General features: G+C 41.6%; 14 protein-coding genes. 6 read left to right on the forward strand and 8 right to left on the reverse strand.

What is annotated here, in order from left to right; translation table 11 throughout:
- Window positions 1-73: 73 nt before the first annotated feature.
- On the forward strand, window positions 74-709 hold the full coding sequence (locus QM830_RS05010; protein ID WP_414325845.1) for an MBL fold metallo-hydrolase: 636 nt from the start codon (window positions 74-76) through the stop codon (window positions 707-709).
- 75 nt (window positions 710-784) lie between these two features.
- On the opposite strand, the gene ftsX is transcribed toward QM830_RS05010, so the two are convergent.
- The 3 genes from ftsX to prfB all read right to left on the reverse strand — a co-directional run bounded on the left by ftsX (window position 785) and on the right by prfB (window position 3,534).
- The gene (ftsX, locus tag QM830_RS05015) at window positions 785-1,711 is read right to left on the reverse strand and encodes a permease-like cell division protein FtsX (RefSeq protein WP_414325846.1); all 927 of its coding nucleotides are present in this window, start codon (window positions 1,709-1,711) and stop codon (window positions 785-787) included.
- Window positions 1,704-2,396, reverse strand: coding sequence for a cell division ATP-binding protein FtsE (gene ftsE, locus QM830_RS05020; RefSeq protein WP_009731372.1), 693 nt, complete (start codon window positions 2,394-2,396; stop codon window positions 1,704-1,706). The genes ftsX and ftsE overlap by 8 nt, the downstream gene beginning before the upstream one ends.
- 42 nt (window positions 2,397-2,438) lie before the next feature.
- A protein-coding gene (gene prfB, locus QM830_RS05025; RefSeq protein ID WP_414325847.1) for a peptide chain release factor 2 occupies window positions 2,439-3,534 on the reverse strand; the annotation gives its coding sequence in 2 pieces (ribosomal slippage) (window positions 2,439-3,461 and window positions 3,463-3,534; 1,095 coding nt in all).
- Between the two features lie 174 nt (window positions 3,535-3,708).
- Here prfB and QM830_RS05030 point away from each other — a divergent pair.
- Complete coding sequence (locus tag QM830_RS05030) at window positions 3,709-4,566, forward strand: metallophosphoesterase (protein ID WP_414325848.1); 858 nt, start codon at window positions 3,709-3,711, stop codon at window positions 4,564-4,566.
- Between the two features lie 303 nt (window positions 4,567-4,869).
- Here QM830_RS05030 and QM830_RS05035 read toward each other — a convergent pair whose 3' ends face one another.
- The 3 genes from QM830_RS05035 to QM830_RS05045 all read right to left on the reverse strand — a co-directional run bounded on the left by QM830_RS05035 (window position 4,870) and on the right by QM830_RS05045 (window position 8,930).
- Window positions 4,870-5,538: an MIP/aquaporin family protein gene (locus tag QM830_RS05035; RefSeq protein ID WP_414325849.1), complete on the reverse strand. Its 669-nt coding sequence runs from the start codon at window positions 5,536-5,538 to the stop codon at window positions 4,870-4,872.
- Window positions 5,539-5,658: 120 nt separating this feature from the next.
- Window positions 5,659-8,343, reverse strand: a complete 2,685-nt coding sequence (locus QM830_RS05040; protein WP_414325850.1) for a calcium-translocating P-type ATPase, PMCA-type — start codon at window positions 8,341-8,343, stop codon at window positions 5,659-5,661.
- 203 nt (window positions 8,344-8,546) lie between these two features.
- Window positions 8,547-8,930: a DUF1934 domain-containing protein gene (locus QM830_RS05045; protein WP_037614034.1), complete on the reverse strand. Its 384-nt coding sequence runs from the start codon at window positions 8,928-8,930 to the stop codon at window positions 8,547-8,549.
- A 115-nt stretch (window positions 8,931-9,045) separates the two neighbouring features.
- Between QM830_RS05045 and QM830_RS05050 the strand changes: the two genes are divergently transcribed.
- The 4 genes from QM830_RS05050 to QM830_RS05065 are packed head-to-tail and all read left to right on the forward strand — an operon-like array spanning window position 9,046 to window position 13,608.
- Window positions 9,046-10,356, forward strand: a complete 1,311-nt coding sequence (locus QM830_RS05050) for an HD domain-containing protein (RefSeq protein WP_414325851.1) — start codon at window positions 9,046-9,048, stop codon at window positions 10,354-10,356.
- The gene (gene yidA / locus QM830_RS05055) at window positions 10,346-11,152 is read left to right on the forward strand and encodes a sugar-phosphatase (RefSeq protein WP_414325852.1); all 807 of its coding nucleotides are present in this window, start codon (window positions 10,346-10,348) and stop codon (window positions 11,150-11,152) included. The genes QM830_RS05050 and yidA overlap by 11 nt, the downstream gene beginning before the upstream one ends.
- A 3-nt stretch (window positions 11,153-11,155) precedes the next feature.
- Window positions 11,156-12,367 (forward strand): aminoacyltransferase, encoded by a 1,212-nt coding sequence (locus tag QM830_RS05060; RefSeq protein WP_414325853.1) that lies wholly within the window; start codon window positions 11,156-11,158, stop codon window positions 12,365-12,367.
- A 5-nt stretch (window positions 12,368-12,372) separates the two neighbouring features.
- Window positions 12,373-13,608: an aminoacyltransferase gene (locus QM830_RS05065; protein WP_414325854.1), complete on the forward strand. Its 1,236-nt coding sequence runs from the start codon at window positions 12,373-12,375 to the stop codon at window positions 13,606-13,608.
- 78 nt (window positions 13,609-13,686) lie between these two features.
- On the opposite strand, the gene tpiA is transcribed toward QM830_RS05065, so the two are convergent.
- Entirely contained in the window at window positions 13,687-14,445 is a 759-nt protein-coding gene (tpiA, locus tag QM830_RS05070; protein WP_006595928.1) for a triose-phosphate isomerase, read from the reverse strand.
- Between the two features lie 163 nt (window positions 14,446-14,608).
- On the reverse strand, window positions 14,609-15,805 hold the full coding sequence (tuf, locus tag QM830_RS05075) for an elongation factor Tu (protein WP_009731382.1): 1,197 nt from the start codon (window positions 15,803-15,805) through the stop codon (window positions 14,609-14,611).
- Window positions 15,806-15,848 lie beyond the last annotated feature (43 nt).

Below are 15,848 nucleotides of genomic sequence, written 5' to 3' on the forward strand. Positions count from 1 at the left end.
TTATCCTTTCAAGCCGACTTCAATCCTGTTATTTTCCTTGTAATTTGATACACTATTCTAGAAAGGAGTCCCAATGAAAATCTATCGAACTGTTAATCCTGTAGCTTATGAAAACACCTACTACCTTGAAAATGAACAGGCCCTTATCCTAGTAGATCCAGGTAGCGACTGGGCTACTATTCAAAAACAAATTGATCGCATAGGAAAACCAATCGTAGCGATTCTTTTAACCCATACGCATTACGATCACATTATGAGTCTTGAAAAGGTTCGTCAGCAGTATCACTTCCCACCTGTCTATGTCCACCCAGCAGAATCTAGTTGGTTGTCTTCTCCTGTTGACAATTTATCTGGTTTGGATCGTCATGCAGATTTGCAAGATGTGATTTGTAAAGAAGCAGAGTTTCTCTATGAGATTCGCAGTGAGTATGACATAGCGGATTTCCACTTTTACGTTCTGGAGACACCGGGCCATTCGGCCGGTGGAGTCTCTATCGTCTTTCCCGACGACCACTTGGTCCTATCCGGCGATGCCCTCTTTCGTGAGACGATTGGACGGACCGATCTTCCAACTGGAAATGCTACACAGCTATTGAACAGTATCAAGGAAGAACTCTTCCCTCTTCCATCTTCCTACACCGTCTATCCTGGTCATGGCCCTGAAACTTCTATCGGACATGAAAAAATGTTCAATCCCTTCTTTAGGTAATCTTAAAAAGCCCTGTCTCATCCTTCCTGTACTAATTAAAGGATACAAAAAAGCAAGTTCACACTTGCTTTTTTGTTATATTTTAAGGAAACGTCTCATGGAGATTGAAGAACCGATCGCTCCGATCAAAATTCCCAATCCAAACAAGGCACCGACCATAATAGGCACCAAGAGATTTGGGCTATATAGGTACAAGTTTTGGTCCGCTAAGTTATTGTTCATCGATGTGTAGACAACATTGTAGACATAGAAAACCAAGGCAGAAGGGACCACGGCTCCTAAGAGACCGATCCAAGCTCCTTCTAAAAGGAATGGCGCACGAATATAGCCACTTTTCGCACCAACTAGACGCATAATCTTAATCTCACGACTACGTGAAATAATGGTGATCCGAATCGTATTGGAAATCAAGAAGACAGCGATAAAGATCAATAAGGCTACACCAATCAAGCCCCAATTTCGAATAAAGGTTCCAAGGGCAAACAAGCGTTGGGTATCTACCCCACCATCTTTGACTTCAGAAACTCCTTCAATCTTTTTGGCATCAGCCGAAACTTGCTTAACATATTTAGGAGCTGTGGTCTCTACATAATAAGCATCGTAAAGGGGATTGGCATCTCCGTCAAAAATCTTCCAGTTGTTTCCTGCGGTTTTGATCAGTTTCTCATACTGTTCTTCCTTACTAGAAAAAACTACCTTATCGACATGTTTTATGGCTGTCAAAGCATCGTAGACTTTATGGTAATTTTCATTAGTGACAGTCTGACCTTCTTGTTCAATCTGTTCGCTCTGATCTTGAATATCTTTGCGCATGTATACTACAACCCGCACACTGTTTTGAATATCATCTGAGAGTTTGATGGTATTGGCAATGACAGAGGCAAAGATAGCAACCAAGCTAAGGGTAATCATAACCGAGCTGACTGCCGCAATCGTCATCCAACCATTTCGTTTCAAGCTTTTAAACGATTCGATTAAGTGTCGGAAAAATCTTCTAATCATCGTATCCGTACTCTCCTTCCGCTTCATCACGCACGACACGACCATTTTCAATCGCGATGACACGGTGACGTAAGGTATTTACAATTAAGCTATTATGGGTCGCCATTAAGACTGTGGTCCCTTGTAAATTAATCCGTTCCAAAAGATTCATGATCTCCCATGAATTATCTGGGTCCAAGTTACCAGTGGGTTCATCCGCAATCAAGACTTTAGGATTGTTTACAATGGCCCGCGCAATGGCAATCCGTTGTTGTTCCCCACCTGACAATTCATTCGGGAATGAACGAACCTTGTGTTTTAAGCCAACAAGATCCAAGACTTCCATAACGCGCTTTTTAATATTCCGTCGGCGTTCCCCAATAACTTGCATAGCATAGGCAATGTTTTCATAAACTGTTTTCTTTGGAAGCAATTTGTAGTCTTGGAAGACTACCCCAACGTTCCGACGCAACATAGGAATATCGCGTTTTTTGATTTTATCTAAATCAAAATCAGCTACTTTCAAACTTCCTTTATCGTGTTTTACTTCACGGTATAAAAGTCGAATAAAGGTCGACTTCCCTGCACCAGAAGGTCCTACAATATAGGCAAATTCTCCCGGTTCAATTTGGACCGTTACCCCTCGAAGGGCCGTAGTCCCGTTGTCATACTTTTTGACAACATCTTTCATTTCAATCATTGACATGTAATGAAATTCCTTTCATTCTTTTTAGGTATCCCCTTTAGGTTATTGGAGTCTCCATTTGAGATAGGCATCGATAAAACCATCGATATCTCCATCCATCACCTTATCCACCTGCGCAACTTCGTAGTTGGTCCGGTGATCCTTAACCATCGTGTATGGGGTAAACACATAAGAGCGAATTTGACTTCCCCAGGTGATTTCTTTTTTATCCCCTTTAAGAGAGTCTACTTCTGCAGCCTTTTTCTCTTGCTCCAATTGGTAGAGTTTAGCTTGCAACATCTTCATTGCTCGATCACGGTTTCCGTATTGGGTCCGGTCCACAGTAGATGCGACAACAATTCCTGTCGGAATGTGGGTCAAGCGTACCCCTGTAGAGACCTTATTGACGTTTTGTCCACCAGCTCCACCAGAGCGGAAGGTGTCCATCTTGATATCATCATCCCGAACTTCCACTTCGATAGTATCATCTAATTCTGGCATGACTTCAACAGAAGTGAAGGAAGTATGCCGACGTTTGGCAGAGTCAAATGGAGAGATCCGAACCAAACGGTGAACCCCCATCTCAGACTTGAGAAGACCATAGGCATGAGGCCCTTCAAAGGATAAGGTTACGGATTTGATTCCCGCCTCATCTCCAGCCTGATAATCCAAGACTTCAACTTTAAAGCCGTGGGCATTTCCAAAACGTGTATACATCCGAAGAAGCATGTCGCCCCAGTCCTGAGCCTCTGTGCCTCCTGAACCTGGGTGGATTTCTAAGATAGCATTATTATTGTCATAGGGTTCAGACAATAGTAAGGTCATCTCATAGCTGGTCATTCGTTTGTCTAGTTCTTCTAACTTTTCGATCAATTCTTTTTTGACCGAATCATCTTCTGCCAAAAAGTCCAGTAAGATTTCAGACTCATCAAAGAGATCCACCATTTGATGGAAATTTTCATAGGTCTGCTTGAGTTCGTTCAATTCCTGAGATGTTTTTTGCGCAGCAATATTATCATCCCAAAAATCAGGTTCTGTCATTTTATTTTCTAAAATGGCAATTTCTTCTTCCAATGCCTCTAAGTCAAAGAGACCCCCTGAAAGAAGCTAATTTTTCACGATTTGCGTCAATTTTTTGACGAATTTCTGAAATATCCATAAGTACCTCTTTCTATGTATCTAGTCTATTATATCATAACCTTCATTATTTGCCCACTTTCCAATATGAGATCTACTGGTTTACGACTATCAAACCAGCTTATTTTCAGTCTTTTTCTATTTATTTGTAACCTAATTGTTAGAAAAAAAGAACCGGATATGCTAGACTGATAGCATGACAAGAGTAGCTTTTATGTCCGATTTACATATTGATTCAAACCTCTTTGGCCAGGAAGAAATAGAGACCCTCATCACCCTTTTTAAGCAAGAAGAGATTCAACACCTCCATATCGCAGGAGATATTGCCAATGGCTTTGAAAAGATCTCACAAGATTTTATAGCCCAACTTCAACACCAAGTCCCCGTAACCTTCAGTCTGGGGAACCATGATATGCTAGGGCTATCAGAAGAATCTATAAAACCTTTTGAATTTCAAAAGATTTCCTTTTCAAAGCATACTCTTCTGGCCTTTTCAGGCTGGTATGACTATAGCTTCGTTCCCGCCATCTCTCCTCAAAAACATCTTCAAACTAAGAATCTGTTTTGGTTTGATAGACGCCTCCAACGAAGGGGGTCCGATCCAGAGATTACCAAAAATCTTTTGCATGAGCTCCAAGAAGAACTGAAGCTGGTGGATCAACCCTTGGTCATCGCTATGCACTTTGTTCCCCACGCTCATTTTCTTATGCGCCATCCTTATTTCGAGCGTTTTAATGCTTTTCTCGGAAGCCAAGCCTTCCATGAACTTTTTAGGCAATTTCCTGTCAAAGATGTCATATTTGGACACAGCCACCACCGAATTTCAGATAGGACAATCGACAATATCACCTATCATGCCAGACCTTTAGGCTATGTCCGAGAATGGGAACTTTGCAAGCAATTCTTCGAAGACTTCCCTCAATTTGATTTTCCCAAACGGTATGATCCCTACAAACGCTATCGCAAAATAAAAGACCTGCCAGAATTTCAGGCATACAAGAAAAAACAACTTGCCCATGAATTCTCCCAAGCCATGACTATCCTTGAACTATAAAAAAATTAGTCCTCCTAGAATCAATTTAGAATGTAGACAAACTACTCTAAAATAAAATAAGTTAAGCGATTTTGCAAAAAAAATTCCAATTTTTAAATCGATTCAAGAAAATACCGAAACTTTCCGCTGTGAGAAAAGTGCCTGAAACAATAACGTTTCAGGCACTCGGGAGTTTTGAGACCCTAGGCTCAAAACTAAGTCTTGGAACTTCGACGAAGTTCGCTGACGTCCGTACTCACCTAAGGGAAGTTTTTTATATGACTTTGTCTTCAATCTGAATTGGTCCCTCTGGAACCAATTTTTTTACTCTTCTGTATCTAAAAGATTTTTTGCAACGATTGCTGCGAGAATTCCTCCCACAATTGGAGCCAAGATAAAGATCCAAATTTGTTGAAGGGCTGCACCACCTACAAAGAGAGCAGGAGCCAAGCTACGAGCTGGGTTTACAGAAAGTCCTGTAATATTCAAACCAACAAGAATAATCAAAGTCAAGCTCAAACCGATCACAAGACCAGCGATCTTCCCATTTCCTTTAGAAGCTGATGTCACGGTCATAATCACCAAGATAAAGATAAAGGATGCAATCACTTCAAACAAGAAACCGCCAAATGGTGTCACTCCTTTAGCTAAGGCATTTTCACCAATACTAGCGGTTGACATACCTGAATTGGACAAAAGGAAGAAGACAGTTGCAGTCGCAAGGAAAGCTCCCACTACTTGCGCTGCGATATAGTTGACCAAGTCTTTAGAAGACAAGCGTTTGTTGACAAACATAGCAATGGAAACAGCTGGGTTCAAGTGAGCACCAGAAACAGTCCCAATAGAGTATGCTGCTGCAACAATGGACAAACCAAATGCCAAGGCAATTCCTAAATGACCGAGACCTTCAGTCCCATTCCCAAAAACAACTGCTCCAGTCCCGATAAAGACGAGCATAAATGTGCCGATGACTTCAGCAATAAACTTTTTCATAATCAAGTTTCCTTTCTTAAAACTGTTGTTTAGTTTATCAAAAATCGACTCTTGCCTCAAGAAATATGCCTAGTCATTTTCTGTCAGATAAAAAAGCCATCCGAAGATGACTTTTTATGCTTAAATCGCGTTTTTATCTTTACCAAGAGATCGTTGAACAGCTTTGACAATCTCAACAAGGACCACGATCATAATTGCACCTACAGCAACCACCAACCATTGCGTCAAACTCAAGTTTGAAACGTGGAAGAGTTTATTGAATCCAGGTACCATAATGGTTGCCATTAAGAGAATAAAGGCTACTGGAATAGACCAGTTAAAGGTCTTGTTCTTGAAGAGTCCCACTTTAAAGATCGATTGGTAAACGGACTTGACGTTAAAGGCATGGAGCAATTGGATCAAACCGAGAGTCGCAAAGGCCATAGTAAGGGCATCTGCATGCATCTCTGCATGACCTTGGTGCTCTGGGAAGAGAATGGCCCAACCGTAAACACCAAGTACCAAGATAGTTTGGAAGATCCCTTGATAGAGGATAGCTCCGAAGACTCCGCCATCAAAGAAGTTAGATTTACGTCCACGAGGTTTGTGGGTCATGACACCTGGTTCAGCTGGTTCCACCCCAAGAGCGATAGCCGGTAGGGTATCTGTTACCAAGTTAATCCAGAGAAGGTGTACTGGTTGCAACACATCCCAACCAAAGAGGGTTGCAAAGAAGATGGTGAATACTTCAGCCATATTGGCAGACAAGAGGTATTGGATAGATTTTTGGATATTTGAGAAGACCTTACGTCCTTCTTCTACCGCTACGATAATAGTTGCAAAGTTATCATCGGCAAGAACCATATCCGATGCTCCTTTAGAAACCTCTGTACCAGTGATTCCCATACCGATACCGATATCAGCTGTCTTAAGTGATGGCGCGTCATTAACCCCATCACCAGTCATGGCAACAACCTTGCCTTCTTTTTGCCATGCTTTCACGATCCGAACCTTATGTTCAGGTGATACACGAGCGTAAACAGAGTATTGCTTGAAGACTTTTTGGAATTCTTCATCAGAAAGTTCATTCAACTCAGCACCAGTGAAGACATGATCTTCTGTATCATTTGGATCGATGATTCCCAAACGTTTGGCAATAGCTTCAGCTGTATCTTGGTGGTCACCCGTAATCATTATCGGACGGATACCTGCTTCCTTAGCGACACGGACAGCTTCTGCAGCTTCTGGACGCTCAGGGTCAATCATGCCGACCAAACCTGAGAAGATGAGTTCAGACTCAACAATTTCAGATTCCAAGGTTGGAATTTCATTGCTTGTCTTATAAGCCATCATCAAGACACGAAGGGCTTGTTTGGCCAAGTCTTTATTGGTGGCAAGGATAGCATTTTTATCTTCTTCTGTGATTGGGCGAACTTCCCCATTGACTTCAATACGAGTCACGCGTTTGAGCAATTGGTCAGGGGCACCCTTAACAGCGATAAAGTAAGATCCGTCTGCTTCCTTATGGATGGTAGACATGAGCTTACGATCAGAGTCAAATGGCAATTCAGCCACACGAGGCTCATCCTTCAAGACTTCACGGACATCAAAGTTGTGGTCCAAACCAAACTGTACCAAAGCAGTTTCTGTTGGATCCCCAATCAATTTACCAGATGGATCCACTTTAGTGTCATTTGCAAAGTTCATGATACGAAGGGTATTGTTGCTAGCAGAAATTTCAGTTGCCGAACTTTGCAATTGACCATTTGTATAAACCTTCTCAACCGTCATTTGGTTCATGGTCAAAGTACCTGTTTTATCAGATGCGATGATTTCTGTTGAACCAAGTGTTTCTACGGCTGGCAATTTACGAACGATTGAATTGCGTTTAGCAAGGGTTGTCGTTCCCAAAGAGAGAACGATAGTCACAATAGCAGGAAGTCCTTCTGGAATGGCCGCAACCGCAAGGGCTACCGCTACCATCAAGCCTTCCAATGGATGTTCGCCACGAACGAAGACACCAACTAAGAAGGTAATCACTGCAATCACAACGATTAAGTAGGTCAAGGTCTTAGACAATTGGGTCAAGCTTTGTTTCAACGGTGTTTCCGTTTCATCCGCATTAGCCAACATATCCGCAATCTTACCAACTTCTGTATACATACCAGTGTTAGTTACAACACCAATACCACGACCGTAAGTTACGTTTGAGTTTTGGTAACCCATATTAACGCGGTCTCCAATACCTGCATCAGCTTCGACAAGTCCTGTCACATCTTTTTCTACTGGGACAGATTCCCCTGTAAGAGCTGCTTCTTCGATTTTGAGGGAAGCTGCTTCAAACAAGCGCATATCAGCAGGTACGACATCTCCTGCTTCTAGCAAGACGATATCCCCAGGCACCAATTCTTTTGAGTCAATCTCAATGACATGACCATCACGACGAACACGAGCCATCGGGCTAGACATATTTTTCAACGCTTCAATAGCTGCTTCAGCTTGACCTTCTTGGTATACCCCAAAGGCAGCATTCAAGACAACAACAGCCAAGATGATTATAGCATCTGTTAAGCCATCCATTCCTTCTGTAATCACAGAAAGTGCAGCAGCCGCAAGCAAAATGATGATCATTAAATCCTTAAATTGATCAAGGAATTTAGCTAGTAGGCTACGTTTTTCGCCCTCTTCCAACTCATTCCGACCATAAGTCGCTAAGCGTTCTTGAGCCTGAGCAGTTGACAAACCTTCGATAGATGAGTCCAAGTTCTTTAGGACTTCTTCTGAGGTCTGTGTGTAAAACAAGTCTTTATTTTGTTCTTTTGACAAAACAGTCTCCTCCTTTTTGGCCTCTTTTTACAAAAAAAGAGACCTGTTTTTTAAAAAAACAAGTCTCGCTGTTTAATATAGTGCCGGAAATAATTCGGAATGACGACACTATCGCGGTTAACCGCCAGCTACTCCCTTGAGTGGTATTATTATACCATTTTTATGGAATAAAGCAAGCAGGATCGCAAATAATTTCATAGATCCTATTCTCCCCATTCAACCAATAATTGATAATGGGCAAATTCTTGCTCCCCATCGAGCGTCATCAATCGATAGGAAAGATGTAAACGACTATCCTCTAGTTGAAAGAGGTCTGTTGCGATCAAAAATTGCTGGATTCCCATCGGAGTTGGAATAACAGCCCCACCGTCTTCAAATTTGTAGAAGCGCATGATGGATTTCGGGCTTGAAAAGCGGGTCATAATCAGTTCAGCCTTAGAAAATTTCAAGGCAACTTTTTCCTTTTCTTCATTGGTATATAAAAGATAATGAAAACCAGCTTTTTCTTTCCACTCTCCTTGATAGTACTGATCGATGATTTCCATTTCTTCTCCAAATCGAATCGTATTTTGAATATGAATCTGCACCTTTGTCTCCTTCTCTTCTTTCATTGCTTCTCTATTCTATCAAATTTTACGCTTTTTGACTGCCCTCATTAGCCTCTAGATCGCAAAATAGGCTTTTTTTTGCTATAATAGACCCATGAATGAAAAAGTCTTTCGCGATCCCGTACATGATTATGTTCACGTGGATCATCCCATCATTTATCAATTAATTAATAGTAAAGAATTTCAACGACTACGCCGCATCAAACAGCTGGGGACATCTGGTTTTACCTTCCACGGTGGGGAGCATAGTCGTTTTTCTCACTGCCTTGGTGCCTATGAAATTTCAAGACGGATTTTGTCTATTTTTGAGGAAAAGTATGCAGATCGATGGAATTCTGATGAAAATCTACTGACCATGACAGCAGCCCTTCTTCATGATATCGGGCATGGTGCCTATTCCCATACCTTCGAAGGACTCTTTGGGACCGATCATGAAAAAATGACCCAGCTCATCATCACCAGTCCAGAGACGGAGGTGAATCAGATCCTCTTACAGGTGGCACCTGATTTCCCTAATCGTGTAGCTAGCGTCATTGACCACACCTATCCCAATAAGCAAGTGGTGCAGTTGATTTCTAGTCAAATTGATGTGGACCGAATGGATTATTTACTACGGGATGCTTACTTTACAGGTGCTTCCTATGGAAAATTCGACTTGACCCGCATTCTTCGTGTCATTCGACCGATTGAAAATGGCATTGCTTTCCAGCAAAATGGCATGCATGCTGTCGAGGATTATGTGGTCAGCCGTTACCAAATGTATATGCAAGTCTACTTCCACCCAGCTACTCGCGCCATGGAAGTTCTCCTTCAAAACTTACTCAAACGAGCTCGATCTATCTATCCAGATCAGAAAGCGTATTTTCAACTCACTTCGCCTCGCTTGATTCCATTTTTTGAAGAAGACGTGACCATTGACGATTACCTGAATTTAGATGACGGTGTGATGAACACCTATTTCCAAGTCTGGATGGAGAGTCCAGATACCATCCTGTCTGATCTTGCTCAGCGCTATATCAATCGGAAAGTCTTTAAATCGATTCTATTTACAGAAGATAAGCGAAAAGACTTAGCAATCCTTGGAAAACTGATCAAAGAGGTTGGGTTTAATCCTACTTATTACACCGCCATCCATGAGAATTTTGACCTGCCCTACGATATTTATCGACCAGAGCTTGAAAAACCACGGACTCAGATTGAGATGATGCGAAAAGATGGAAGTTTGGCCGAGTTGTCTCAGTTATCTCCACTTGTCGCTGCCCTTGCAGGAACCCGCTATGGGGACAACCGCTTCTATTTCCCAAAAGAAATGTTGGAAGCCAATGGACTTTTCAGTAAACAAGTAGAAGAATTCACTTCTTACATTACCAATGATTATTTTACAGGAGAGACGAATGGCCATTAAATTAGTCGCAATCGATATCGATGGTACGCTTCTTAATTCAAAAAAAGAAATTACACCTTCCGTTTTTGAAGCCATTCAAGACGCAAAAGCTGCAGGTGTGAAAATCGTGATCACAACTGGTCGTCCCATCGCAGGGGTCTCAAAACTTTTAAAAGAACTCCATTTGATGGATGCTGGAGATTATGTCATTACCTTTAATGGGGGCTTGGTCCAAGAAACTGCTACTGGAAAAGAAATCATCAAGGACCTTTTAGATTATGAGGACTATCTCGATATCGAGTCTCTCGCTAACAAACTCCAGATTCACTCTCATGCCATTACAAAAGACGGTATTTACACTAGTAATCGAGATATCGGACGCTATACTATTCATGAGTCTCAACTGGTCAATATGCCCCTTTACTACCGGACACCTGAAGAAGTGCGAGAGAAAGAATTTGTTAAAGCCATGTACATCGATGAACCAGAAATCCTGGACGCTGCAATCGCAAAAATCCCAAAAGAATTTCAGGACCGCTTCACTATAGTTAAATCAGCTCCATTTTATTTAGAAATTCTCGGGAGAACCACCAATAAAGGAGTTGCTGTTCTCCATCTGGCTGAACAACTTGGAATCAAACAAGAAGAAACCATGGCTATTGGAGATGAGGAGAATGACCGTTCTATGTTAGAAGTTGTAGGACATGCTGTTGTCATGGAGAATGGCAATCCAGCTCTCAAAAAAATTGCCACAACTATCACTAAATCAAACGATGAATCGGGCGTAGCCTACGCCCTTAGAAAGTGGGTATTATAAGAAATGTATCGTTACCAGCTAGGAATTTCTGCCACTGAGCATGATGACTTTGTCATTCAGAGTGACCAGACCAATCTCTTACAAAGTAGCTCATGGGCAAAAATTAAAGATAATTGGGGAAATGAACGAGTTGGTTTTTATCAAGAAGACCAATTAGTAGCTGTTGCAAGCATCTTGATTCAACCCCTGCCACTTGGCTTTTCCATGCTCTACATTCCTCGTGGTCCCATCATGGACTACCAAAACAAAGAACTAGTTTCATACGTGATGCAGTCCCTAAAGAAAATAGCCAAGCAATACAAGGCCTTATTTGTGAAATTTGATCCAAGCTTGTTCTTGAGCAAACACTTGATTGGACAAGAAAATATGGAAACGACGGATGTACAAGCGATCATTGAAACCCTAACAAAAGAAGGGATTGAATGGACAGGCCCTACAAGTGATATGGGGGAAAATATCCAACCACGCTTTCAAGCCAATATTCATAAAGACTTTTTTAACGAACAAGACCTTTCTAAATCGACTCGTCAAGCGATTCGAACCGCTCGAAATAAAGGGATCCAAGTGCAATTTGGCGGGACAGAATTGCTAGAAGACTTCTCTTCCCTCATGAAAAAGACGGAAGCTCGGAAAAGCATTCATTTACGTGGAAGAGACTACTACGAGAAACTGCTGATAACTTACCAAGGACAATCCTACATTACCTTGTCTAGCCTTGATCTCGTAGAGAGGAAGGCCATGCTGACAAACGATCTTGAGAAAAATAAGGCTGAGGCTGAAAAATTCACAGAAAAAACTAAACCTGGCAAGGTAGAGAACAACCAGAAAGAAAAAGAACGCTTAGAAGAAGAGTTGCAATTTCTTGAGCAACATCTCCAAGCAGGCAGACAGGTCGTCCCTCTATCTGGTACCTTGACACTCGAATTTGGTGGAACATCTGAAAATGTCTATGCAGGGATGGATGAAGAATTCCGTCGTTACCAACCTGCCATCCTCACCTGGTACGAAACAGCTCAACACGCCTTCGATCGTGGTGCTTCGTGGCAAAATATGGGGGGAATTGAAAACTCACTAGATGGTGGACTTTATCATTTCAAATCTAAATTCAATCCTGTCATTGAAGAATTTGTTGGGGAATTCAACCTCCCAACCAGCCCACTCTATCCACTTGTAAACAAAGCCTACAAGATCCGGAAAAAATTAAGGAGTAAATAAGTCCTATGACTCTGACGACAATTTCAAAAGAAGAATTTACCTCATTTGCAAATACCGTTTCCCATCGCTCATTCATCCAGTCCGCAGAAATGGCAGATCTGCTTGTAGAGCGAGGAAACACCGTTCAATTTATCGCTTGGAAGCAAGATGAGCAAGTCCAAGTAGCAGCAATCTTGTACAGTTTACCTATGACAGGCGGTCTCCATATGGAAATCAATTCTGGACCCCTCTACCAAGATGAAACCATGCTAGAACCCTTCTATGCAGCCTTAAAAGACTATGCTAAAGCAAATGGAGCTATTGAATTAGTTATCAAACCCTATGATACCTACCAGACATTTGATAGCGACGGAAACCCAACTAGCGAAGAACAAACTCATTTCATGGAAACGCTAAAAAATTTGGGGTATCAACATGATGGTTTAACAACTGGTTACCCAGGTGGAGAAGGTGATTGGCATTATGTAAAAGATATGGAAGGCATCACCGAAAAAGATCTTCTCAAGAGTTTTAGCAAAAAAGGAAAGCCACTTGTGAAGAAAGCCAAATCTTTCGGGATGAAACTGAAACGATTAAATCGAGATGAACTGCAACTTTTCAAGGATATCACTTCTTCTACCAGTGACCGTCGAGACTATCTGGATAAAACTTTGGATTATTACCAAACCTTCTACGATAGTTTTGGGGACAAAGCGGATTTCATGGTTGCTACTCTGAATTTCTACGATTACTACACCAATCTTGAAAAAGACCAAAGCAAACTAGCTCAGAAAATTGAGAAATTACAGAAGGATCTTGAAGTCAATCCACATTCAGAGAAAAAACAAAATCAACTTCGTGAATTTTCTAGTCAGTTTGAGACCTTTGAGGTGAGAAAGAAAGAAGCCAAAGAATATATTGAAAAATATGGTGACCAAGATGTCATCCTTGCAGGTAGCCTCTTTGTCTATATGCCGCAAGAATCTACCTATTTATTCAGTGGCTCTTATACAGAATTTAATAAGTTCTATGCTCCTGCTGTGCTTCAGGAATACATGATGCTTGAAACAATTAAACGTGGCATTCCAAGATATAATTTCCTAGGTATTCAAGGTATTTTTGACGGCTCAGATGGTGTTCTTCGTTTTAAACAAAACTTCAATGGCTATATCGTTCGTAAGATGGGAACCTTCCGTTATTACCCAAATCCTCTGAAATTCAAAACTTTGTCCTTGATCAAACGAATCTTAGGACGCTCATAAGAAAACAAAAGCCAGCTTACTAGCTGGTTTTTTAAAGATAAAAAAAGACGAGAAATATCTCGTCTTATTTATGTTCGATTAGTTTACGAAGTTCAACAATGCCAAGAAGCTTTCTGGATCAAGTGATGCACCACCAACAAGAGCTCCATCAACGTCTGGACAAGCCATGTATTCTGCAACGTTTTCAGGTTTCACTGAACCACCGTATTGGACACGTACTTTGTCAGCTACTTCTTGACCGAAGTCAGCAGCTACAACGTCACGGACAACTTTACACATTTTTTGTGCGTCGTCTTGTGATGCAGATTTACCAGTACCGATCGCCCAGATTGGCTCATAAGCGATAACAGATGCAGCTACTTGCTCAGGAGTCAAACCAGCCAAAGCAGCAGATACTTGAGCACCTACAAATTCAGCAGCTTTACCAGCTTCGTAAGTTTCAAGACTTTCACCACAACAGATGATTGGAAGCAAACCGTTAGCAAAGATAGCTTTTGCTTTTTTGTTGATGTCTTCGTCTGTTTCGTGGAAGTAGTCACGACGTTCTGAGTGACCGATTACCACGTAGTCCGTACCGATTTCTTTCAAAACTTGTGGGCTAGTTTCACCAGTGAAGGCACCAGCGTTTTCAAAGTAGCAGTTTTGAGCAGCAACTTTAAGGTTTGAACCTTTAGCTGCAGCAAGAACAGTTGTCAAGTCAAGTGCAGGAGCTGCAATCCCAGCTTCAACAAGATCAGATGAAGGAAGTTTTGATGCTACTGCTTCAACGAATGCTTTTGCTTCTTCTGGATTTTTGTTCATTTTCCAGTTACCAGCAATAAATGGTTTACGTGACATTTCACATACCTCGTTTTTCTAATTTTATACTAACTATTTTACCATAATTTTCGTCATAATGAAAGGTTGCACAAATTCTTTTACTTTTTAAAACAATAAAAACCCCGTCTTCACGGGGTTTTATGTCTGTCTATATAATTGTTAATCTGGGAACTAGATCGAATTAAGCTTCGATTTCAGTAACCATACCTGAACCAACAGTACGTCCACCTTCACGGATTGAGAATGTAGTACCTTGTTCAACGGCGATTGGGTGGATCAACTCAACGTCGATAGTCACGTTATCACCAGGCATTACCATTTCAGTTCCTGCTGGAAGTTCGATAGATCCAGTTACGTCAGTTGTACGGAAGTAGAACTGTGGACGGTAGTTGTTGAAGAATGGAGTATGACGTCCACCTTCTTCTTTAGTAAGGATGTAAACTTCACCTTTAAATTTAGTGTGTGGGTTGATTGAACCTGGTTTAGCGATAACTTGTCCACGTTCGATTTCATCACGTTGGATACCACGTAGAAGCACACCAACGTTGTCCCCTGCAAGACCTTCGTCAAGTTGTTTACGGAACATTTCAACACCAGTAACAACCGCTTTTTGGATTTCTTCTTTAATACCAACGATTTCGATTTCGTCGTTGACTTTAACGATACCACGGTCGATACGTCCTGATGCTACAGTACCACGTCCAGTGATTGAGAATACGTCTTCGACTGGAAGAAGCAATGGTTTGTCAGTATCGCGTTCTGGTTCTGGGATATACTCATCAACAGTGTTCATCAAGTCCATGATGATGTCTTCGTATTTAGAATCACCTTCAAGAGCTTTAAGAGCTGAACCTTGGATAACTGGAAGGTCATCACCTGGGAAATCGTATTCTGAAAGAAGGTCACGGATTTCCATTTCAACCAACTCAAGCAATTCTTCATCGTCAACCAAGTCAACTTTGTTCATGAAGACGATCAAGTGTTTAACACCAACCTGACGTGAAAGAAGGATGTGCTCACGAGTTTGTGGCATTGGTCCGTCAGTAGAAGCTACTACAAGGATAGCTCCGTCCATTTGAGCGGCACCAGTGATCATGTTTTTAACGTAGTCCGCGTGTCCTGGAGCGTCAATGTGAGCGTAGTGACGTTTTTCAGTTTCGTACTCAACGTGCGCAGTGTTGATAGTGATACCGCGTTCGCGTTCTTCTGGAGCAGCATCGATAGACGCATAGTCTTTAGGTTGGTTAACTGCTGAAGGCAAGCGACGTGCCAAAACAGTTGTGATAGCTGCAGTTAGGGTAGTTTTACCGTGGTCAACGTGTCCGATAGTACCAATGTTAACGTGTGGTTTACTACGATCGTATTTTTCTTTTGCCATTTGAGTAAAAGCCTCCAATAAAATATATTTTATAGATAGACAG

The organism is Streptococcus sp. OMI750, from assembly GCF_047463895.1.
Lineage (GTDB): Bacteria > Bacillota > Bacilli > Lactobacillales > Streptococcaceae > Streptococcus.

Excerpts from the sequence above, each read along its gene's own strand:
- QM830_RS05010 (WP_414325845.1), top strand. The coding sequence starts at position 74 with ATGAAAATCTATCGAACTGTTAATCCTGTAGCTTATGAAAACACCTAC.
- ftsX (WP_414325846.1), bottom strand. The coding sequence starts at position 1,711 with ATGATTAGAAGATTTTTCCGACACTTAATCGAATCGTTTAAAAGCTTG.
- ftsE (WP_009731372.1), bottom strand. The coding sequence starts at position 2,396 with ATGTCAATGATTGAAATGAAAGATGTTGTCAAAAAGTATGACAACGGG.
- QM830_RS05030 (WP_414325848.1), top strand. The coding sequence starts at position 3,709 with ATGACAAGAGTAGCTTTTATGTCCGATTTACATATTGATTCAAACCTC.
- QM830_RS05035 (WP_414325849.1), bottom strand. The coding sequence starts at position 5,538 with ATGAAAAAGTTTATTGCTGAAGTCATCGGCACATTTATGCTCGTCTTT.
- QM830_RS05050 (WP_414325851.1), top strand. The coding sequence starts at position 9,046 with ATGAATGAAAAAGTCTTTCGCGATCCCGTACATGATTATGTTCACGTG.
- yidA (WP_414325852.1), top strand. The coding sequence starts at position 10,346 with ATGGCCATTAAATTAGTCGCAATCGATATCGATGGTACGCTTCTTAAT.
- QM830_RS05060 (WP_414325853.1), top strand. The coding sequence starts at position 11,156 with ATGTATCGTTACCAGCTAGGAATTTCTGCCACTGAGCATGATGACTTT.
- QM830_RS05065 (WP_414325854.1), top strand. The coding sequence starts at position 12,373 with ATGACTCTGACGACAATTTCAAAAGAAGAATTTACCTCATTTGCAAAT.
- tpiA (WP_006595928.1), bottom strand. The coding sequence starts at position 14,445 with ATGTCACGTAAACCATTTATTGCTGGTAACTGGAAAATGAACAAAAAT.
- tuf (WP_009731382.1), bottom strand. The coding sequence starts at position 15,805 with ATGGCAAAAGAAAAATACGATCGTAGTAAACCACACGTTAACATTGGT.